This is a genomic window from Methanocorpusculum bavaricum DSM 4179, assembly GCF_000430905.1.
Lineage (GTDB): Archaea > Halobacteriota > Methanomicrobia > Methanomicrobiales > Methanocorpusculaceae > Methanocorpusculum > Methanocorpusculum parvum.
The window spans coordinates 16,254-37,163 of record NZ_KE387269.1 but is presented as its reverse complement, the minus strand read 5'-3'; the positions used below and the strand labels follow the sequence as shown (position 1 = coordinate 37,163).

The 20,910-nt window shown below is 54.0% G+C and carries 16 protein-coding genes; 7 read left to right on the top strand and 9 right to left on the bottom strand.

Features of this window, described 5'->3' with window-relative positions; translation table 11 throughout:
* The first annotated feature begins 104 nt into the window (after positions 1-104).
* Positions 105-1,235 (top strand): glycosyltransferase, encoded by a 1,131-nt coding sequence (locus H575_RS07515; RefSeq protein ID WP_042700288.1) that lies wholly within the window; start codon positions 105-107, stop codon positions 1,233-1,235.
* 2 nt (positions 1,236-1,237) lie between these two features.
* Here the strand turns inward: H575_RS07515 and glmS are convergent, their stop codons facing one another.
* The 8 genes from glmS to H575_RS07475 are packed head-to-tail and all read right to left on the bottom strand — an operon-like array spanning position 1,238 to position 9,550.
* Positions 1,238-2,980 carry a glutamine--fructose-6-phosphate transaminase (isomerizing) gene (gene glmS / locus H575_RS07510; protein WP_042700285.1) on the bottom strand — a complete coding sequence of 581 codons (1,743 nt, stop codon included), beginning with the start codon at positions 2,978-2,980 and terminating at the stop codon, positions 1,238-1,240.
* A 1-nt stretch (position 2,981) separates the two neighbouring features.
* Entirely contained in the window at positions 2,982-4,106 is a 1,125-nt protein-coding gene (locus H575_RS07505; protein WP_052320021.1) for a sugar phosphate nucleotidyltransferase, read from the bottom strand.
* Between the two features lies 1 nt (position 4,107).
* Positions 4,108-5,307, bottom strand: a complete 1,200-nt coding sequence (gene glmU, locus H575_RS07500) for a bifunctional sugar-1-phosphate nucleotidylyltransferase/acetyltransferase (protein WP_042700282.1) — start codon at positions 5,305-5,307, stop codon at positions 4,108-4,110.
* Between the two features lie 3 nt (positions 5,308-5,310).
* Positions 5,311-6,570, bottom strand: a complete 1,260-nt coding sequence (locus H575_RS07495; RefSeq protein ID WP_042700280.1) for a phosphopentomutase/phosphoglucosamine mutase — start codon at positions 6,568-6,570, stop codon at positions 5,311-5,313.
* Between the two features lie 36 nt (positions 6,571-6,606).
* Positions 6,607-7,197, bottom strand: a complete 591-nt coding sequence (locus H575_RS07490; protein ID WP_042700276.1) for a hypothetical protein — start codon at positions 7,195-7,197, stop codon at positions 6,607-6,609.
* Complete coding sequence (locus H575_RS07485) at positions 7,194-7,724, bottom strand: cyclase family protein (RefSeq protein WP_042700273.1); 531 nt, start codon at positions 7,722-7,724, stop codon at positions 7,194-7,196. The genes H575_RS07490 and H575_RS07485 overlap by 4 nt, the downstream gene beginning before the upstream one ends.
* Positions 7,725-8,834, bottom strand: coding sequence for a SufB/SufD family protein (locus H575_RS07480; RefSeq protein ID WP_042700271.1), 1,110 nt, complete (start codon positions 8,832-8,834; stop codon positions 7,725-7,727).
* On the bottom strand, positions 8,822-9,550 hold the full coding sequence (locus tag H575_RS07475) for an ABC transporter ATP-binding protein (protein WP_042700269.1): 729 nt from the start codon (positions 9,548-9,550) through the stop codon (positions 8,822-8,824). The genes H575_RS07480 and H575_RS07475 overlap by 13 nt, the downstream gene beginning before the upstream one ends.
* 239 nt (positions 9,551-9,789) lie before the next feature.
* Here H575_RS07475 and H575_RS09325 point away from each other — a divergent pair, with 239 nt between their 5' ends.
* Genes H575_RS09325 through H575_RS07460 form a run of 4 tightly spaced genes read left to right on the top strand, consistent with a single transcriptional unit; the run spans position 9,790 to position 13,405 of the window.
* A complete protein-coding gene (locus H575_RS09325; protein ID WP_155897868.1) occupies positions 9,790-9,942 on the top strand; it encodes a hypothetical protein in 153 nt (50 codons plus the stop codon).
* A gap of 9 nt (positions 9,943-9,951) precedes the next feature.
* Positions 9,952-10,896 carry a ribonuclease H-like domain-containing protein gene (locus tag H575_RS08990; protein WP_052320020.1) on the top strand — a complete coding sequence of 315 codons (945 nt, stop codon included), beginning with the start codon at positions 9,952-9,954 and terminating at the stop codon, positions 10,894-10,896.
* Positions 10,889-13,078 carry a DEAD/DEAH box helicase gene (locus H575_RS07465; RefSeq protein ID WP_052320019.1) on the top strand — a complete coding sequence of 730 codons (2,190 nt, stop codon included), beginning with the start codon at positions 10,889-10,891 and terminating at the stop codon, positions 13,076-13,078. The genes H575_RS08990 and H575_RS07465 overlap by 8 nt, the downstream gene beginning before the upstream one ends.
* A 33-nt stretch (positions 13,079-13,111) precedes the next feature.
* On the top strand, positions 13,112-13,405 hold the full coding sequence (locus H575_RS07460; protein WP_042700263.1) for a DUF3566 domain-containing protein: 294 nt from the start codon (positions 13,112-13,114) through the stop codon (positions 13,403-13,405).
* Between the two features lie 73 nt (positions 13,406-13,478).
* Here H575_RS07460 and H575_RS07455 read toward each other — a convergent pair whose 3' ends face one another.
* Positions 13,479-14,219: a protease inhibitor I42 family protein gene (locus H575_RS07455; protein WP_042700260.1), complete on the bottom strand. Its 741-nt coding sequence runs from the start codon at positions 14,217-14,219 to the stop codon at positions 13,479-13,481.
* A 581-nt stretch (positions 14,220-14,800) separates the two neighbouring features.
* On the opposite strand from H575_RS07455, the gene H575_RS07440 reads away from it, so the two are divergent.
* Both H575_RS07440 and H575_RS07435 read left to right on the top strand, forming a co-directional pair.
* Positions 14,801-17,548, top strand: a complete 2,748-nt coding sequence (locus H575_RS07440; RefSeq protein ID WP_052320018.1) for a PD-(D/E)XK nuclease family protein — start codon at positions 14,801-14,803, stop codon at positions 17,546-17,548.
* Entirely contained in the window at positions 17,455-20,703 is a 3,249-nt protein-coding gene (locus H575_RS07435) for a UvrD-helicase domain-containing protein (protein ID WP_081406705.1), read from the top strand. The genes H575_RS07440 and H575_RS07435 overlap by 94 nt, the downstream gene beginning before the upstream one ends.
* The last annotated feature ends 207 nt before the right edge of the window (positions 20,704-20,910 follow it).

Sequence of the window (20,910 nt, the reverse complement as noted above, 5' to 3'; positions counted from 1 at the left end):
AGATATGTATTATCTGGGTTTTTTGTATGATAAAATAATTGGAAAGTTAACACTAAAATCTGGAATATCTCTAAGTAGGAATCCAGTGCAATGAATTATGGATAATGTATCTGTATTCTCTTCCGGTCGGCGCAGGGCTCATCCTTCTTGCTGTCATCCCCTATATCATATATCTGCTTGGCGTGACATTCGGAAAAAAACCCGCAGAACTGGAGCTGAAATCACCAGATACGCTACCTCCTGTCTCCATTGTGATCTGCGCCTACAATGAAGAGCTGACCATCGCACGCAAGATACAAAGCATCTCTTCCAGCACGTATCCGGATGAACTGACAGAGGCAGTTTTAGTTATCGACTGTTCGGATGATAAAACCGAAGAGGTCGCACGAAGTGAACTGGAGAATGTTGACTTTTCCTGGAAGATACATGTGAATAAGCAGAGATCAGGGAAAAATACCTCTCTCAATACCGGTATCGGTCTTACCTCAAACGAACTGGTCGTCGCAACGGATGCGGATCTGGTATGGGATGAAAGAAGTGTGGAGTATCTCGTTCAAAGGATCCTGGCCGACGAAAACTGCGCGGCAGGGACCGGTGATCTGCAGCCAAATCCCGGCGCGGACCGGATCACCTCTATGGAAAAAACCTACCGGTCATACTTCGGCCGGATGGCGGAATGGGAATCTGCGCATGATGCCACGCCGGCATTCAACGGCTGTCTGCTTATTTTGAGAAAAAGCATCGTCGGCGGAGTCAATGAAACGAGCGGTGCAGATGATGCGAATCTCGCCTATGAAGCTATACGAAAAGGATATCGGACTTTTTATGAAACAAGGGCTGCCATCTACGAAGAATTACCGGAAGATCTCAAAAAACAGTACACCCAAAAAGTACGGCGGGCTAAAGGGCTCATCCAGACGACGCTTGCCAACCGCGATCTGATGAAGATCGACCGTCCCTTCTGCAGGATATTTTATCCGCTTCGGTTCTGGATGTATGTGATAACGCCGACAATGCTGCTGATCGGCGGCGTGATCTTTTCTTTCGGCCTGATCCTCAGCGCGCCGCTCATCTTTCTCCTGCTTGCTCTTTTTTTCCTTCTGCTGAGCGCAGTCAGGCCGGGAAATCTGGTCACTTCCTTTATCACAAACCAGTTCTATCTGCTCGCCGGTCTGTATTCACGGCGCAAAGACGCCGTCCTCTGGAAAAGCACCTCAAAAAAAGTGGGCGAGTAGACTCACTCGACCGTCACGCTTTTTGCCAGATTCCTCGGCATATCGACATCTCTTCCAAGAGCTACTGCCGTGTGATATGCGAGCTGCTGCAGGATCACCGACGATAAAACGACTGCCCCGTACTCTGAAACTGCAGGAAGAGAGATACAGACATCGGCCACCTCGTCAAGATCTTTATCATCTTTTCTTCCAAGAGCGATGAGGGGGGCGCTGCGTGCCTTGATCTCTTTTAAATTCGACATCATCACCGGATACACGGCATCCGGAAAACACATCCCGATGACCGGTGTTTCCGGAGAGAGCAGTGCAAACGGCCCGTGTTTCAGCTCTCCCGCAGCATATCCTTCCGCATGGATGTAGGAGATCTCTTTCATCTTGAGCGCCCCTTCCATTGCAACCGGATAAAACATACCTCTCCCGATATACAGCAGCGTGTCCGCCGCCGTACATAGTTCGACCGCTTTTGAGAGATCCAGGCTAAGGACATCGGGAAGATACCGTCTGATCTCTGCAAGCTCAAATTCGATCTGGTGATCGGAGAGGAGATTTGTGATCTGCATAAATGCCGCGACCTGGGAGATGAAGGATTTGGTTGCGGCAACACTGATCTCAGGACCGGCCCTGGTATAAAGAACCGAGGAGGCGACGCGTGTTATGGAGCTTCCAAGAACATTTGTTACTGCCAGCGTCTGGGCGCCGAGATTTTTGGCAAGTTTGAGCGCTGCTATCGTATCTGCCGTCTCTCCCGACTGGGAAACCCCGATCACCAGATCAGTTCCCGGAGTTGGAAAGTACTTGAACTCGGATCCGAGCACCACTCGTGTTGGGATATGACATACACGTTCCATCAGATAGGAAAAGACCATGGAAGCATTTGCCGACGTCCCGCAGGCGACGACCGTTACGGAATGTGCGTTTCTGATCTGATCGATGAATTCATTGCAGCGTTTTACTACCGAGAGGGTGTTTGCAAAAGCGTCCGGCTGTTCAAAGATCTCCTTGAGCATGTAATGCTGAAACCCTCCCTTTCTGGCGACGTCAGCACTCCATTCAAGCTCCGTTACCGGACGTGAGACGGGCGCGCCGGCATTATAGATTTCGTATCCGTCTTTTCTGATTACTGCCGCATCCCCGTCCTCGAAATACACTGCTTTTTTGGTATACTCCAGAAGAGGAAGCGCATCTGATCCAAGGATATACTCCTTATCTCCAAGACCCAGGACAAGAGGGCTGCCTTTTCTGGCAGCAACGAGCGTCTCGTTGTCCTCGGCGAGTATCAAAAGAGCATAGGAGCCCTTGAGGATTGGCAGGATAGCCGTTACTGCGGCTAAAAGGTCTCCTGTATACTTTTCTGCGATCAGATGAGGAATGACCTCGGTGTCGGTCTGGGATGCAAAAACGACACCGCGCTCTTCCAGTCCGCGTTTCAGCTCCGCATAGTTTTCAATGATCCCGTTATGGACCACGGCGATCTTTTTGTTCCTATCGACATGCGGGTGGGCGTTTATCTCGCTTGGAACCCCGTGGGTTGCCCAGCGGGTATGTCCTATCCCGATCTGGCCTTCCAGATGGTTCGCAGATGTTTTGGCGTCTGAGATCTTGCCGAGATGTTTGCAGAGTGACAGCGCGGGAGAAAGCGTTGCAATGCCAAATGAGTCATAGCCCCGGTATTCCAGACTAAGAAGACCGCTCGTGCAGACCGGAGCTGCCTGACGGTATCCGATGTAGCCGACGATCCCGCACATCTCAGATCACCATGCTGTTGTCGGGGATCTCTTTTTCCAGCGTCTTTCCGCCCTGGATGGTGACATCGTTTCCGATCACTCCGCCTTTGATGACGGTGAACGGCCCGATCGTCGTCCGGTCGCCGCAGACTGCGCCGAAGGGCTCCGAGACGGTGGAGAGATGATTCATACAGAGACATCCTTCGCCCAGGATCGTATCGACGATCCGGGAGTGGGAGCCGATCCTGCAGTCGTTCATGATGATGCTGTTTTCAATGTAGGTGAAGGGTTCGATCGTGACGCGGGAACCGATGGACGTGTTTGGCCCGATGCATACATGAGGGCCGATCACGCTTCCCTCTCCGATCATCGCCGGCCCGAGAAGTACGGTCCCCGGCCCGATGCTGGTTTTCCTGCCGGCGGCTGCACGTCCCTGTATCGTGACGCTTTTGTCGATACTGCCGGAAATGTATCCCTTCAGATCTTTGAGCAGGTGTTTGTTTACTGAAAGCAGATCTTTCGGGTAGATCGCATCCTGCCAGTCATTTGCTGTGACGACGGAGATCCGCATCCCTTCGTTCATCCGGTTCTGCAGGGACTCGGGTATCGTATTCTCCCGGATCTTCAGAATAAATTCCTGCGTGAAGATATAAATCCCGCAGCTGACCAGCGAACCCGGTTCAACACCAGCCGGTTTTTCCATGATTCCTGTCAGTCTTCCGTCATCTCTGGAGATCACGCCGAAGTTTCCGGGCGATGAGTGGGGTGCGACAAGCAGGGCATTTTCTTTATCCATTATGGCCCGCAGAGATTGCGGATCGACGTAGTTGTCTCCGGCAAGCACAAGTGTCGTTGTATGGATATACTCCTTAGCGCGTGAAAGGGCATGCGCCGTTCCCAGCTGTTTTTCCTGGACGACCACGTTCACGGGAATCGGATAGGTGTTCAGGAACGTCATCACCTGTTCCTTTTTGTATCCGACAACTACTGTGATATCACGAATGCCTGCGGCAACGACCGAGTTGAGAACATGTTCGAGAATGGGCCGGTTTGCGACCGGGAGCATGACCTTCGGACGGTTTTTTGTCAGCGGACGAAGCCGTGTTCCTTCTCCGGCAGCAAGGATGACCGCCTGTATCTCCGGCATCTTATCTCACCACCGTGTTGTTTGCGATCGTTCCTGTGACAAGGGTGTGGGGAGCGACTTTTGTTCCGCTGCCGATCGAGGATCCGGTATTTATGGAACAGTTGATCCCAAACAGGACATCATCTCCGATAACGGCGCCGAACTTTTTTCGTCCGGTGGACATCCCGCCCACTTTTACCGGCCCGTGATCGTGACGAAGATTGGCGATCTTTGTTCCGGCGCCGAAATTACATCTGCTTCCGATCACACTGTCGCCGATGTAATTGTAATGCGGGATCTTTGTATCATCAAAGATGATGGAGTTTTTTATTTCGACCGCATGACCGATATGACAGTTGTTTCCGATCGTCGTTCCGGGCCGCAGATATGCGTTGGGTCCGACAACGGTGTTTTCGCCGATAATACAGGGACCTTCGATGTATGTTCCGGATTTTATGACGGAACCCTTTCCAAGGATCAGCTGACCTTTGACGATCACATTTTCCTCGATCGTCCCCGCTTTTTCTCCGGTCAGATCCAAAAGGAGATGTTCGTTTGCCGTCAGCATGTCCCAGGGGTAGCCGACATCCATCCATACAGATAAGGGATACGCTTTCAGCGTTCTTTCACTGATGTAATCGGTCAAAGCATCGGTGAGTTCATACTCCCCGCGGGAAGAAGGCGCGATCTTTTTCAGGATGGAAAAGATCCCGGCATCAAAGAGGTAGGCGCCGGCGTTGATGATGTTTGATTTCGGGTGAAGGGATTTCTCTTCCAGAGAGGTGATCGTTTCGCCTTCTACCGTCACCACGCCGAAGCTTTCCGGGTGTGTCGTCGTCGAGGTGGCCATAACCGGACATGGAAGACTGATGATCTTCTCCAGGTCGGATCTTTCGAGGATCATATCGCCGTTCAGCATCAGAAACGTGTCATGAATGAACGGTTCGACGGAGCGTAAAGCGTCTGCCGTTCCCAGCTGTTTTCGCTGAACCACATACTGTATCAGGACATCGAATGCAGCCCCGTCCCCAAACCAGGTCCGGATCGCCTCTTCATGATAGCCGACAACAAGGTAAATCTCTGTGATGCCGGCATCACGCACATTTTGAATAAGATGTTCAAGCATCGGTTTTCCGGCCAAAGGCAGCATGACCTTTGGGCGTGATGTCGTGAGGGGACGCATACGGGACCCTTCACCTGCGGCGAGAATTACACACTGCATATATTACTCCTTGATCTGGCGAACAGCATCGCGGATCCTGTTCATTCCTGCATCCAGCATCCGTTTTGCCTCTTCATTGGTTTTTCCTTCGGCTGTACAGCGGATCTTCGGCTCGGTCCCGCTTGCGCGGATCAGGCACCATCCGTTTTCTTCAGTGAGCCTGATCCCGTCTGTGGGTTTGTCCGCACCAAGTCCCGACAGGATCTCTTTTGCATGCGGCGTCTCCAGAGCATCACGAAGGATGGTATATCTCGGCATCGAATCAAGTTCCTCTGCCACATCCCATTCCCCTGAGATCTCGGCGAAAAGTGCCGCTGCATAGGGTCCGTCGGGACAAAGCGAGTGTTTCGGGAAGATCCAGCTCCCTGACGGTTCTCCTCCAAACGTTCCCCACGAAATGAGTTCCTCTGAAACAAAGCTGTCGCCGACCGGCGTCCTTCTAACCTCGGCGATCTCTTCGATCGCCATAGAAGCGTCAACGGTGGTCACGACCTGTTTTGCATCCAGATACTTTGCAAAGAGCATGAGAAGATGATCGCCGTCAACGTAGCGTCCGCGGTTGTCGAATGCCATCATCCTGTCGGCATCCCCGTCATTCACGACCGCACAGTCGGCACCGACGCTTTTCATGAGTTTGGGGATATGGAGAAGGTTTTTCTCCAGCGGCTCGGACGGGCGTGCGAATTTTCCCGAGGGGTCACAGTTTACGGAAATGACCCGTGAGCCTGACTCTTCAAAAAGCTTCGGCGTGATCTGTCCGCCGGCTCCGTTCCCGCAGTCGACGACGACCAGAAGATCTTCCGGGATCCGGACCGAAGCAAGGATCGCCTCTTTGTGCGGAGTAAGAAGGTCGCCATTCGTTAATGCTCCCTGCTCGTCCCACCTGCTCCACACAGGCCGATCTACTGCATCTTCGATCTCTTTTTGCTGGGCGAGAGTATAGGAAGATCCGTCGGACCGGAACAATTTTATTCCGTTGTAGGGCTCGGGGTTATGGGAGGCCGTTATCATGACGCCCGCGTCGGCAGATCCGGCGCCGAAAGCAACGGTCGGCGTTGGGCAGATCCCTCCGTATATAACGTCCGCCCCGCCGCTTATGAGCCCTGAGATCACGGCATGGGCAAGGATATCCTTGCTGGTTCGTGAATCGGTTCCAAGAACAACGTGTTTTGCAGTTTGTGCAACGGCCGCTCCGACGTTTGGAGCAAGGGAAAGAAGGCGCTGATCAAACATCTGTCTGATACCGGACGAACCAAAAAGCATAGTGATTGTATTTACGTGTTTTATAGAATTAAATTATTAGGTCCCGTAGGGACACCAGCATTTTTTTCCAAGAAGAGCGGCGACACCCGTGCATGAGGGGCCGAGAAACAGCAGTTCTTTTTCCAGTATGACCGCTTGGTCGATCTCTTCTAAAAGATCCGTATCCAGCAGGGCATCACCGGTCACAAGAACAACCTCCGCCTCTTCCAGAAGTAATGCCTGATTGAGTCCGGGTATGTCGCGGCCAAGGATGTACACATTTTTTCCCTGGAGCTCCATGATGAGCTCCTCACGGCAGTCCTCGAAGTTTACTGTCGGGCAGGGGCAGAGTTTTCGAATCAGCATGAGAAAACCTGCGACCGCCGTCAACGCTCCTGCAGCGGCGGCTTTTGTTTTTGCGGTTTTCAGCGGAGCATCATACAGATTTTCGAGCCGCATTTTTGCACAGAACGGGTCTGTTGATGAGATCTCGGCGATGCGTCCGCCGAAACATACCTGCAGACAGCGGCCGGAACAGAACTGACAGATGTGGTTCTCAGGCCGGCTTATATAGACAAGGTCGCCGTCTTCGGCACCCATTCCGGCAGCAACTTCGTGCAGTTTTTTAACAGCATCATGTAATATCATAGCATATCATCCAGTAAAACAACTCGTGCGGGCGAAGCGTCCGCCCCTTCGATTTTTAGCGGCAGAGCGATCATCTGATACACGCCGTCGCAAATTTCCGTGAGGTCGAGCATCTCGATGATGACGATCGCATTTTTCAGTAAAAACCGGTGAACATCATCATCCCCTATCGAAGGGGTATCACACCCAACTGTTTTGACTCCTTTCATCAGGAGGAGTTCAGCCGTTTCCAGAGATAGGGGGACGGCATTTTTAAAAAGGACCGCCTTACAGTTTTGTGTCGGCTGAAGGGGAGAGGTTACGATCTCTGCAGGAAGTATCAGGTTTTTCAGATCCAGTTCGTCAACGGAAAATCCATTTTCAAAATAATGTGCGGGGGCATCGATGTGGGTGCCGGTGTGCGTGCCAAGAGAGAGGGAGGAGATGAAGGCATCTCCCGTTTTCATCCTGGTCAAAGAAAATTCCGGGTCTCCGGGATACACATACATCTCAGGATGCAGACCGACACTCACATCATGGATCTTCATCTAAAATCCGTTGTCAGCCGAATCGATCGCATTTTCGATCTGCTTCTGGAGGGCATCCGGCAGACCTTCGATCCTGACATCCAAGAATCCGCGGATGATCGTCGCCGTAGCTTCTTCCTCCGAAAGTCCGCGTGCCATGAGATACTCGATCTCATCTCTCGCGATCTTTCCGACCGCTGCCTCATGAGAAAGTTCGATGTCGACGACACGGCCGTCGATCTCAGGGATCGCGTGCATGACTCCGTCTTTTAGGATCAGTCCGCGGCACTCGATGTGCCCTTTCGTCTGCGGGACCTCGGCGATGATGGCGCCGCGGGAGATGATCGTTCCGCCGTTTGTAATGGCGCGGGTGATCAGTTCGGCGCTGGTGTTCGGCGCCTGAAGAACGGCTCTCGATCCTGCATCGATGTATGAGCCGGTTCCGGCGACGATGACGCTCGAAAAGCGGGCGACCGCGCCTTCACCTTTGAGAAAAGCGGTCGGATACATCTGGACCATTTTGGTCGGGCGCATACAGACGTAGTTGGAAAGGAACGTTCCTCCCTCTTCGACGACGGTCGCCGTACGCGGGAAGACTTCGATCTCTTCGCCCCAGGTATGGATCATGGTCGAGGTCACTTTGGCGTTTTTCCCGACATATATCTCATTGATCCCGTAGTGGGCGCCCTCTTTTGTTTTCAGAGAGCTTGCGCATCCTGCGATCAGATGAACTTCTGCCCCTTCCTCGGCAATGACGATGTTGTGCACGGTCTGGATCGTGTCTCCCTGCAGGAACATACAGCTCTGAAGCGGGAAGGTGGTTTTCGCCCCTTTATGGGCGATGATGACATACCCTCTCTGCGGGTGGTCTGCGACGTATTTTGTGTACTGATCTTTGTCTTTTGGGACGAGGTTCCAGCAGTATTCTTTAAGCCACTCGTATTTTTCGAGTGCTTTTTCGATCATCAGCACCTCAACACCCTCTGTCTGGGAACCGGCGTGAAGGATGTGGTCATTTACGAGGAGGAAACTTCCTGCACGTCCTTCCATGGAATCGGTATGGATCCCTGTCAGGGCAAGGCGTTCTTTATCTTCGGGGCTGATCCCCGAGAATCCATTCATTTCCGGCATGCTATACAGTCCTTATATCCTGATGTTTTCACACTTTTAAGAATTTCACGCGGGTTTCCGGTGCACTGAAGATATCCGTCGATCAGAACATACCCGACATCCGCTTCAAGATAATCAAGGATGTATCCTGTATGCGTAATGATGAGTCCTGATTTGGTACGGTTTTTCATGTGGATCTCCTTTTCCAGAAGGGATGCTGCGGCATTTCCAAGAAGTGCCATATTTTCCACATCCACACCGCTTTCCGGCTCGTCGAGCATTACAAACGACGGATTCTGAACGGTGAGCTGCAGGATCTCGCTGCGTTTGATCTCGCCGCCGGAGAAACCTGCATTGACATCCCTGTCGAGGAATTTGGTCATGTGCAGTTTTTCCACGATGACCGGTATGCGGGCCTCATCGATGTTATTTGTCGCCGCAATGAACTTTCCAAGTTTCAGACCGGAAATCGTCGGAGGCCGCTGAAACATGATGCCCATTCCGAGTTTTGCACGTTCGTGGACAGGTTTATGCGTAACGTCGACGCCGTTGAAAAGTATTTTGCCGGCGGTCACCTTGGAGGAGGCAAAGCCCATTATCGTACGTAGAAGAGTGGTTTTTCCTGAACCGTTTGGACCAAGGAGGACATGGGTCTGTCCATCCGGCACGATCAAAGATATCCCGTGCAGAACTTCACGTCCGCCAACTTCCACATGCAGGTTTTCAATCTCAAGCATGAAAAATCAAGTAATTGTTTTGTCGTCTGTAATTGTAAAGATGTGTATTCAGACCCGCGTTTCTGGCCTGGAATGCTTGGTTTCTGTCATTTTTTTGCAGGGTGATCTGCGCCATATGCGCATCCTGATACATAAAATACCCTCATTTTGTGGTTATTTTACCTCGGTAAAAACGGGTCCCGAGGCATTATCGCACCGCGCGGTTTGGGGTATATATACTTCAGGGTCGATTTTTGTGTATGACGAGCATTGCATTAAACTCGATCGCAAAACGTGCAGAAGGATACACCGTTATCCAGAGAAAAAATCAGCTCTCAAAGCTCTGCTGGTTTGCGTCAGACCGGTGTGAATCAGGAATGATGGAAAAGGATCAGGATTACCTTATCTGCTGAAACGTTTGTATGCAGGTACTCAGCAAGGCGTTCACTCCCGGTATTTTTCTGAAGACCGAGACCAGCAAAAGATGTCCGGGCGGTCTGCCCGGAACAGTTGAGATGGATACACCGGATGGTGTATGTCTTGCAAAAGAGACCGTCTGGCCGTGTCCGGAGTACCGGATCTCTGAAGACACGATTCGAAATCGCTGCATGCAGGAACTGACGCTGATTCCGGGCATCGGTCCGGCACGCGCCGACGTGCTGCGCAAAAAAGGATCCAGGCATCTGACCGATCTTGGACATACCGTCTGGAGAGACAGTGCATATGAGATCGCAGACGTGATCCAAAATGGATCGCCCTCTGAGATCTTTGGCATCTTTCAGGATGCTCATCGCGGAAACGATCCGCTTCTTCTGGGGTTTTCCCATGCACTTCCGGGAGAGGAACTGCTGTACTTCGATATCGAAACGCTTGGCATGTTTCAGTCGCCGATCATTCTGTTCGGCTGCGGTTTTCGCAAAGGAACAGAGCTTACGGTTGTCCAGTACCTTCTCAGGGATATCGAAGATGAACCAGCCGCTCTGAGTCTGACGGCCAGGCTTTTTAAAGAGCATTCCCATGTTGTCACGTATAATGGAAAAGGTTTCGATGTTCCTTATCTGAACAATCGTCTCTCGTATTATGGTGAGAGGACGGTGCACCCTGACCTTCATTTCGATCTGCTCTACCCGACCCGGCGGTTATACCGTAGTGCCCTTTCGGACTGCTGTTTAGGAACGGTGGAAACGTATATCCTGAAAAAACCCCGGGCAGATGATCTTCCGGGATATCTGATCCCGGCGTATTATCAGCAGTATCTTCGTACCCGGGATGTCTCAAACCTCACGCCGATCATCGAGCATAATGAACTCGATGTGGCAAATCTCGCTCTCCTTCTCTGTACCGAATGTGAGGCAGTCTATGGATGACCAGGATATGTATGTGACCTGTGAGGAGGCACGGGATCCGAGATATCAGATACCTGCCTGCCCAGTTTCTGAAAAACTCTCCCGGTATCTTGCAGAGAAAAACATCAGACTCTACACGCATCAGGCGCAAACCTTTGACCGGGTGTCGGCCGGAAAAAATGTCATCCTCACAACACCTACCGCTTCGGGCAAAACCCTGGCTTATGTCCTTCCTGTTCTGGAACGGCTCATCAGCGATCCGGATGCCTCCGCCCTGTTCATCTATCCGACAAAAGCCCTGACCCGTGATCAGCTGCTCTTCATTCAGGATGCCGATGCAGCTCTTCACGCCCGCACAAAACCCGCGATCTATGACGGAGATACAAAAGCGGAGCTGCGGCCAAAGATCCGCGCAGGATCGCGGATCATCCTCACCAACATGTATGAACTCCATCATATCCTTGGATGGCGGGCAAAATGGGGGGATTTCTGGGCGAACCTTTCCTTTGTTGTCATCGATGAGGCGCACAGATATCGGGGGGTCTTTGGCTCGAACACCGCGCTTCTCTTGAGAAGACTTCGCAGGATCTGTAATTTTTATGATGCCGATCCCAGGTTCATTCTTTCCTCTGCCACATTGGGCAATGCAGCCGCGTTTGCCGAAACGCTGACCGGCCTGCCGTTTACCGAGGTCGATGACGACGGCTCCCCGCGAGCCAGACGGACATTCCGGATCTGCGCGCCGGAAAACACAAGCAGTATCACCGCCGCGGCGGATCTGATCACATCCCAAATAAATGCAGGCATGCAGACCCTGTGCTTCACCCGCTCGAGAAATGCCGCCGAGATCGCCGCCGTTGAGTGCCGGTCGCGTCATCCTTCCGGCCAGGTCGCCTCATATCGGGGAGGGTACCGCCAAAATGAGCGTAAAGAGATCGAGTCGTCACTGAAATCAGGAGACATCTCCGGGGTCATCAGCACCAATGCTTTGGAAGTCGGCATTGATATCGGCAGTCTTGACGCTGTTGTCATCTGCGGATTTCCCGGTTCGATGGTCTCCGTTCTCCAGCAGGCTGGGCGTGCCGGAAGGAACGGGCGGGACGCGGTCATCACCTTTGTCGCCGGCAGTAATCCGCTCGATCAGTATTATGCGCGAAACCCGGAAGCGTTTTTCAAAGCGCCCTGTGAAGAAGTGATCCTCGGTCCGGACAATCCGTATCTTCTCTCCTCTCATCTGTTGTGCGCAGCCGCCGAACTTCCATACAGACCGGAGCGTGACCAGAAGTATTTCGGCGATCTTGCAAACGAAATTCTTGCGGGTCTCAAAAACGACCGGCTCGTTTCCAGCACGCCGAAAGGGTATGTGTACTGCGGTGTGGAAAATCCCGCCCAGACAACACCGCTTTTTGGGATGACCGGAAATGCCTGGTCGGTGCGTCTGGACAAGACCCTCCTTGAGACCATGGATGAAAATCAGGCATACCGGGAGGCATACCCCGGCGCCGTTATCCTCCATCAGGGTCAACGGTATCGTGTTCAAACCGTTGACCAGGACAACCGGATCATCAGAGTCGAGAAAACAGCCGACACCTGTCATACACGACCGATCTCAACTACGGAGATCACCATCTCGTCCAGAGAAAAGACCAAAAGACACAACGACCTCCTTGTGCATTTCGGCGAGGTGATGGTCTCGTCACAGATCCTTGGCTACTCTGTACTAGAGTATGATCAGATCACTGCGAACTGTGAACTCAGTCTGCCTCCGCGCAGATTCGTGACAAAAGCCTGCTGGATCACGATCGACGATGACTGCGGCATCAGACCGGAGGCCCTTCCCGGTTCACTGCACGGGACCGAACATGCCCTAATTGCCGCCATGCCGCGTTTTGTGATGTGTGACCGGTCTGACATCGGCGGCGTATCCACACCGTTTCACAGCGACACAGCCGCCCCGACGATCTTTTTGTATGACGGCGTATCCGGCGGCATCGGTCTTGCAGAAAAGGCATCGGAGCTGTTTCCCGACATCCTGACCTTTGCCCGTGAACTGGTTGACGGCTGCCCCTGCAAAGAGGGGTGCCCTTCCTGTCTCCACTCGCCAAAATGCGGAAACAACAACCAGCCGCTGGACAAGGCGGGCACAAAACACCTCCTTGCCTATCTGGAAACCGAATCCGGAAAAACCGTTGTCTATAAATAATTCAGATGTAAATTCTTACTATAGGTATAAACCATGAAAATTGAGCATATTGGTGTATCTTCCGCAGCATTTGTTTCGGGAGGAGTTCTGTGCGTCCTTACAGCGATCCTTGGACTGATCAAAGGAATCCTGTTGATGTTTGATCTTCAGTTCGACATAGGATTCACCCTTGGTCTTGGCCTTGGCGTTCTTGAGATTTTAGTCTACTTTATTGTGTACGCGATCGCCGGATTCATCATCGGCTCAGTTGCCGGCGCGATTTCGGCGGCTGCATACAACAAAACCGTCAAACTCTTCGGCGGACTCGAGATCACACTGAAAGAATAAAAAAAGATCTCAACCGTTTTCCTCCTGAAAAAAGGGGGAAAAGTTGGCCCCTATTTTTTTATTTTCTCTCCGGTCAAACGAACGTCAGACCAAAGAAGAAGAGATTGACCGGATCCTGTCCTGACCGCTGACATGCTGCTTCAAACTGATAGGTCCCTGCTTTTTTTGCAGTAACATACCACACATATGTTCCGCCGGCGCCGACAAGACCCGCGGTTGTGTCGGCGATGTATTCGTCCTTGAGAACGGTCAGTTCGTTCTTAGGTGACGCCTGCCAGTAATATCCGGTCGTCGGGTTTCCTGCAGTGCAGATCTTTACGACTTCTCCGGCTTTCGGGTTCACCACGCCGTTAAACAGTACGGTCAGCATGTTTTCACCGGCAAAGTCATCGTTTTCCGCCTCGGAAAACACTAACGTCTGGGTGACAGTCCAGATCGGGGCCGTATCAGTTTCCCAGGGCCGTTCATATCCTGCTTTGAATGTATAGGTTCCTGCTTTTTCTGCAGTCAGTGTATAATACTGGCAGCCTCCTCCGCCGGTCCAGCCTTCGGGGACCGGTGTCGCCTTATACTCTTCTTTGACGATCAGTCCGTCACTTTCCATAACCGTCCAGCTGTAGCCGGTCGTGGGATTTGCCGGAAGAATAAAGGTCATTAAGGCATTTACCGGAACCATCATTCCTTCTTTTTCTACCGTTAAGGTCAAAACCGGATCATCGATTTGTACGGGGACATCCGGGGAAATACACCCGGCAGAAAACATGCAGGAGATGACCAGACATGCTCCGATACCCATCAGAATCATTTTGTTCATGATGAATGATGGAACAAACTGGTATAAGAATGTTCTTTAGAAAAAAAGGGGGGGTCATCCCTCATCGGGAGCGGGTTGGCGACCAAGCGAGGGCTGTAGACCCGAGTCGGAGAGCAAACCTAAGGTTTGTGAACAAGTCGACGACCTTAGCGGAGCAAATCGTTAGATTTGCGAGACCGTTCGGGCAAATCCTGTCGGCGTCCCTGCGCCTCCCGTGAGGGAGAGATTCATTGAGCAGTTCTTAATCTGAATAATATCCATTTTACTGACAATCACAACATATAATCATGACATAAGATCAAGAGGCAAATCAATAATGGGAGCCGCCGGGGCGGCGACAGGATTTGCCCGAACGGCCTCGCAAATCAAAGATTTGGTCGCAAGTCTATCGACTTGCTCAGCTGAGGGACCTAAAGGTCCCCGCCTCGGCTGAGGTCGTCGACTTCGTCGCCAACCCGCCTCCGCTTCGCTTCGCTCACTTGTTCGCAAATCAGAGATTTGCTCTCCGCTTCGGGTCTACGACCCTCGCTTGACGGCTCACCCCGCATCTTAAATATTTTCCACACCCAATGGAATCACATATGGACACCTTCTCCGCCATCCTCTCCGAATACACATCCCTCGCGAAAACCGACCCCCTCCATACCTGGATCCTCTTCGAAAACACCTCTCTTGCAAACACCGCTATACAAAAACTCCGCGAAGAAGGAGCCATCCTCAAAGACCATATCACAACCGTCAAAGGCCTTGCAAAAAGCATCCTTGCAACCCTCTCCCCAGCCACGCGGATCATCGACCCTGAAGAACAGCACCTCCTCTTCGCCCGGATCGGGTCAGACGTGTTCGGGAAAAAACGCATCACCGACACCCAGACAGAAAACCTCGTCAACCTTTTTATCACCCTCAAAACAAACAAACTCGTCCTCCCGGAGGGTGAAGATAAATTCAACGACTTCCGGGAAATATTTTCCCGCTATGAAGAGTTCTGCCGCGAAAACGACTGCTGCGACTCCATCCTCGCAATAGAAAAGGCCGCTGAAATCGCCAGCGAAATGGAAATCGGCACCGTCCTCTGCTACGCATTATACAAACCAACCCCCCTCGCCGTCGACCTCCTCCTTGCACTTCCCGGCACCATCATAACCCGGCCGCCGGTTACTGAAATCCCCGGCCTCCCGGAAACCTGCAGAGGCGTCTTTCAATACACCGACACCCGCACCGAACTCCGCTCCGCTCTCGAATCCATCGCCGCACTCATCGAATCAGGCGTCCCGCCAAAAGACATCGCCCTCCTTACGCCCTCCCTCCCGTCCGCTCTGCCTCTCCTCGACGAACTCGTCCCCGACTTCAGCGTCCTTATAGGCGGAACACGCCGCCCCCTCGGATTCTTTGCCGGCGAAGACATCCCGATCGAAAACCTCCCGCCTGTTCGCTGTGCCCTCGCCTGGCTCGCCGCATTCGCCTTCGACTGCAGAATCGACGACCTGAAAATCATCATCGAAAGCCCCTACTTTGCCCTCAAGAAGGACTGGCTCACCGCCGGAAGACTCGAAAAAGCCGGCATCATCACCAAAACCGAAAAAGGCAGGGCCGCCTGGCGGACCGTCGCCGAACGGCTCGCCGCTGCCCGGAAAAAAGAGATCGGCGAACACGACGCCGCATTCCAGGCGAGCCTCGACCGGCTCCTTGACCGGCTCGACGCAAACCTCGAACACGCAGGCACCCTTGCCGGACACTGCCGGGCCCTGAAAGCCGACCTCTCCGCTCTTGGGTGGACGAAGATCCAGATGAAGCCGCAGGACGAAGCGGCCCGCCACGCCTTCCTCCGCCTGCTCGACAAACTCGCCCTCACCTCGCTTGCCGAAGTTTCCTACACCATTCGCGAATTCTACGCGATGCTTTCCCGGTTCTGTGAGAAAACCACCAAGATCAGCTACCCAGAATCAAAGAACGCCTTCTTTGCGGGCGATCTGCGCTCCGTCGCCGGCACGAAGCGGCCCTACGTTTTTATCACCGGCCTCTCCGCCAACCGGATCCCGAGGATCGAGGCGGCCATCCCTCTCCTGAACGCTCAGGAGACCGCCCGCATACAGCCGGACCGAGTCCAGAATCTGCTGGATGCAAGCCGATACTACTTCCACGCCGCCGGGCTTGCCGCCGAAAAACAGCTCATCCTCTCCTGCGCCGGCCACGACGGCGAGAAAAGCCTGACCCCGTCCCCGTATCTCACCCGCCTCGCCGAGCCGGAGGAAAAGAGCCCGGGATTTCTGGCCCATTCGATGACCGCGAACCAGACGAAGGCCGGAGAACTGCTCGCCGCCGGCAGGGAAAACGAATGCGAAGGTCTCTTCGGCATCCCATCCCTCGAGACCGCGGCAGAGATCATCGGGATCGAAACCGTGGACCGGACCGGAACGCCCGGCATCTACGATGCGGAGTTTGCCGGCGACGAAATCGCCGAAGCATTCGCCGCGGCCTACACGGAAAAGACCGAGTTCGCCCCGACCGTGCTCGAACGCTACCGGGAATGCCCGTTCAAATGGTATCTCACCGACCACCTCCGCCTCGAAAACCCCGCGGATTTCAGTGCGGAGAGGATCATTGTAGGCACCGTCATGCACAAAGCAATGGAGCGGTTTTTCCGGGAATACACGTCCCCCCTGACCGAGGAAAACGAATCAGACGCCGCGGAGTTCCTGAAAAAACTCGTGACGGAGGAGTTCAAAAACCGGCACATCGAAACGCCTTCCTGGCAGTCGATGCTGAACGGATATCTTGGAAACGGCGGGCTTGAGAGCAGCTGTGATTTGATCATCCAACTCGAGACCGGATTCTACGCCGCAGGATTTCGCACCCTGCCCGAGTGGCTGGAACAGAAGGTCACGGCAGAGATCCCGGGCGGAGATCCGTTCACGGTCTCCGGATGGGTCGACCGGGTGATGTTCAACGAACAGACCCGGGCATTCGCGGTCGTCGACTACAAGACCGGGAACGTAAAAACCTGGAAGGAGCTCGAGGAAGGATCCGCACTCCAGATCCCTCTCTACACCGAGGCCGTGCGGCAGATGACGAACTACAGCCCGCTGCCCGGGACCTATCTTAAGATCGCCCCGGACGAAGTGAAGGACAAAAATCCCTACCTTGTTAGAGGAAAACAGCAGAAAAGCGTCGAAGAGGTCGGCGACGCGGCGTTCGCATTCTGCCGGGAGACGCGGGAGATGATGAAGGCAGGAAAATGCGGCGGCGTGTCCGGCGAAACGTGCCCGGACGACTACTGCCCGTACAAACGGATCTGCCGGTTCGTTCCATTCCGGGAGGAGGAGGCATGACCGCCGAACTGACCGAGGCCCAGAGACGGGCGCTCTTTATGGAAGAAAGCGTCTGCGTGACCGCCGGCGCCGGGACCGGAAAGACGTTCCTTTTGACCAAGCGGTATCTTGCCTCGCTCACCTACCGGCAGGAGACGATGCATACCGGGGCAAGCGACATCCTCGCCCTCACCTACACCGACAAGGCGGCTGCCGAGATGCGGACGAAGATCGGCCGGGAACTCAAAAAAGCCGCAAAAGATGATCCGGCGCTCGAAGAGGTCTGGGAGAGTTTTTCGCGGTGCAGTATCAGCACGTTCCACGGGTTCTGCCTCTCGCTATTGAAAGAGTTCGCCTACGAGGCAGGACTCGACGCGGGATTTTCCGTGATGGACGAGCTCGACACCCACGAACTCGTGACCGGCACGATCCGCGAGATGCTGGAACATCCGCCGGCCGCCCTTTTCGATGATGTGGTCACCCTCTTCGATCATCTGCGGGAGGCGACGATCGCGGGATATCTCCAGAGCCTGATGCGGATCGAAGGGGCCAACGACTGGTTTGCCGTTCTGGAACAGGACCCATCGGCCGTGATCGCGGTCTGGCAAAACGCCTGGGACGAAGAGATCACGGCGTATCGAAACGATCTTGCCGGCGACGGGCTCGTAAACGCCCTGATGAACGAACTGCGGGCCCTCGCTCCCGAACGAAAAGGCGAGCTTTTCCAAGCGGGACCGGCGGCCTTTGCGGCATTTTGCGATGCAAACGAGCCGGCCGAGATGTATGCCGCCGGAAAACTCCTCACAGGCATCAATACGAACCCCTACAAAGCCCCTCTTCCTGAGGGAAGCCTTGAACGGTTCAAGGAAAAACGCGAGGTGTTCAAAGAGTTCCCGGATCGCCCAACCAAATCCGATCCGAGAACGCGGCTCACGCTCGAGATCCTCGCGGCCCTCGGACGGGTCGCCTCCGCGGTGTATGAAAGAACGGTCCGCGAAAAACAGCAGAGGGGCGTCCTCGACTTCGACGACCTGATCAAAAAGACCCGGGATCTGATCGGAAACGACGCCGTCCAGAAAACACTCAACGCCAGATACCGATACATCCTCATCGACGAGGTCCAGGATAACGACCCGGCACAAACAGAGATCATCAAGATCCTCTGCGGCGACCCGAAGGAGAACAACCGGCTGTTCATCGTCGGGGACGCGAAGCAGTCGATCTACCTTTTCAGAGGAGCGGACGTCTCCGGGTTCAACGCCTTCCAGACCGTTTTTGCAAACGACCCCGTGGAACTCGACACGAGTTTTCGGACCGTGCCCGAGATCATCCGGCTGGTGAACCACGTATTTTCGTCAGTGTTTGCGGACCCAAAAGAGATCTGGGAGGCCGGATACGGCGAACTCACCCCCCATCGGGTCGGCCACTCGGGAACGGTGACCCTGATCCGACTTCCGGCAGGCGAGACCAAGGCCGAGTCGATGCGGCGTGAGGCCCGAACCCTCGCGTCCTGGATTTTCGACACGGTGTCCCGCAAAAAACTGAGCGTTTACGATAAAGACGGAACCTGCCGGGCCGCACGCTTCGGCGACATCGCGGTCCTCATCGAGGCACGGACCCATATGGACAAACTCCGGCACGCTCTGGAGAGCTACGGGGTCCCCTATGCCGAGGAGAAGGGATTCAGTTTCTACGAAAAGCAGGAGGTGTTCGACTTCACGAACCTCTTAAAAGCGATCGTGTATCCCGAAGAGGACATCCCGCTCTACGGCGTGCTGAGATCTCCCTACTTCGGGATCTCGGACGCGGAACTATGCCGGGCCGCATCAAACAGCGGGGGGCCGCTGATTTGGCGGCTGCGGAAATATGCGGCCGAACATCCCGACTCGAAGATCGGGAAAGCGGTCGGAGATTTCGCCCGCTGGCATGCGGAGATCGGGGGCGAACCGTTGGTTCCCTTCCTTTCCCGGCTGATCGCGGAGTCGGGGATCGCGGCGGTCTACGGAGGGCTCCCGTTCGGGCGGGAAGCGGCCGCCAATCTGGAGAAGCTGGTCGGAATCGCCCGTTCGCGTTCGATGAACCGGCCGTTTTCGGTGTATGAGTATCTCGGGATCCTGGACACCTGCATGGAGGAGGAGTTCGATGAGCGGGAGGGAACGATCGCAGGCGGGGAGGACGACCGCGTGAAGATCCTGACGGTGCATTCCGCAAAAGGGCTGGAGTATCCGGTTCTTGCTCTCTGTTTTGCCGGGAATGAGAATAAGCTGAGGGTCCCGGAGCTTATGTTCGATGCGAAGCTGGGTGCCGGAATCTCGCTGAAGCTTGCGGGAGAGAAAACCGGGGAAACGTTTGTGAAGGTGTGTCTTGCTCCAAAAGAGAGGGAAAAGCTGCTTGCGGAGCGGAAACGGCTGTTTTACGTTGCGATGACACGGGCACGCGATCATCTGGTGATCTCGGGAACGAATGGAAAAGAAGGACCGGGGGCGAACTCGTTCCTTTCGATGTATGACGCGGGAATAGGCGGATATCCGTATCTTCCGGAGCTGATCACCGAGGTGATCACGGAGCCGGGTGAACTTTCCCGGATCCGGCCTAAGGTCCCTGACGGCTGGACGGATACTCCTCTGCCGGCAAAAGAGGAGGGGGCTCTCCAAAGCCTGACCGCGGCCGTGAAAAACCGTGCCCCGTCAGCTGCGGAAGAGGCGGCGATGCTGCGGGGAACGGCTCTTCACGAGGTGTTTGAGGGAAAGCCGGCCGAGGCAGTGGTGAAACGCTACGGACTTCACCCCGCGGCGGCGGAAGAGTTTGCGGCGAAGTATGCGGCGTTTCTTGCGTCGCCCGTTATGCAGAATGCGGTTAAAAGCATCTGCGAGCAGGAGGTCGCGTATTCCTTCGAGGGAGCGCCGCTGAACGGCGTGATCGACCGGCTCGTTCAGTATGCGGACGGGAGCTGGATGATCATCGATTACAAGACAGGTAAGCCTTCGGCGAGGGAGCTGGAGAGATACGAGAGCCAGCTCGCGGTGTATTTCCTGTGGGCGAAACGTCTGTTCGGGACGGATCCGGGCGTGTGTTTATATTTCGCTGACCAGAATGAGGTCGTGCCGTTTACGATGGATGAGGAGCGGGCAAAGGGGCTGGTGGCGGAGAAGATGGGGGAAAGAGGAGTGGAGTGAGGAACTCCCAATTACTAATCTATTACTAATATCTGTCAAATTAGTAATTGGACAAACACACGTTTCGCACTTTACTCATACAGGTGTTTTTCAATAGGACTTACGCGATGTTATTCTCAATTCAATCCGGGAAGGGTATGGCTGGGTGTGGAAACATGAGATAAAACCAACCGCGAACCGCAAATCAGAGATTTACTCTCCGACTCG

Coding starts and splice junctions, on each gene's coding strand:
- H575_RS07515 (WP_042700288.1), top strand. CDS start 105: ATGTATCTGTATTCTCTTCCGGTCGGCGCAGGGCTCATCCTTCTTGCT.
- glmS (WP_042700285.1), bottom strand. CDS start 2,980: ATGTGCGGGATCGTCGGCTACATCGGATACCGTCAGGCAGCTCCGGTC.
- H575_RS07505 (WP_052320021.1), bottom strand. CDS start 4,106: ATGCCGGAGATACAGGCGGTCATCCTTGCTGCCGGAGAAGGAACACGG.
- glmU (WP_042700282.1), bottom strand. CDS start 5,307: ATGCAGTGTGTAATTCTCGCCGCAGGTGAAGGGTCCCGTATGCGTCCC.
- H575_RS07495 (WP_042700280.1), bottom strand. CDS start 6,570: ATGCTTTTTGGTTCGTCCGGTATCAGACAGATGTTTGATCAGCGCCTT.
- H575_RS07490 (WP_042700276.1), bottom strand. CDS start 7,197: ATGATATTACATGATGCTGTTAAAAAACTGCACGAAGTTGCTGCCGGA.
- H575_RS07485 (WP_042700273.1), bottom strand. CDS start 7,724: ATGAAGATCCATGATGTGAGTGTCGGTCTGCATCCTGAGATGTATGTG.
- H575_RS07480 (WP_042700271.1), bottom strand. CDS start 8,834: ATGCCGGAAATGAATGGATTCTCGGGGATCAGCCCCGAAGATAAAGAA.
- H575_RS07475 (WP_042700269.1), bottom strand. CDS start 9,550: ATGCTTGAGATTGAAAACCTGCATGTGGAAGTTGGCGGACGTGAAGTT.
- H575_RS09325 (WP_155897868.1), top strand. CDS start 9,790: ATGACGAGCATTGCATTAAACTCGATCGCAAAACGTGCAGAAGGATAC.
- H575_RS08990 (WP_052320020.1), top strand. CDS start 9,952: ATGCAGGTACTCAGCAAGGCGTTCACTCCCGGTATTTTTCTGAAGACC.
- H575_RS07465 (WP_052320019.1), top strand. CDS start 10,889: ATGGATGACCAGGATATGTATGTGACCTGTGAGGAGGCACGGGATCCG.
- H575_RS07460 (WP_042700263.1), top strand. CDS start 13,112: ATGAAAATTGAGCATATTGGTGTATCTTCCGCAGCATTTGTTTCGGGA.
- H575_RS07455 (WP_042700260.1), bottom strand. CDS start 14,219: ATGAACAAAATGATTCTGATGGGTATCGGAGCATGTCTGGTCATCTCC.
- H575_RS07440 (WP_052320018.1), top strand. CDS start 14,801: ATGGACACCTTCTCCGCCATCCTCTCCGAATACACATCCCTCGCGAAA.
- H575_RS07435 (WP_081406705.1), top strand. CDS start 17,455: ATGCGGCGGCGTGTCCGGCGAAACGTGCCCGGACGACTACTGCCCGTA.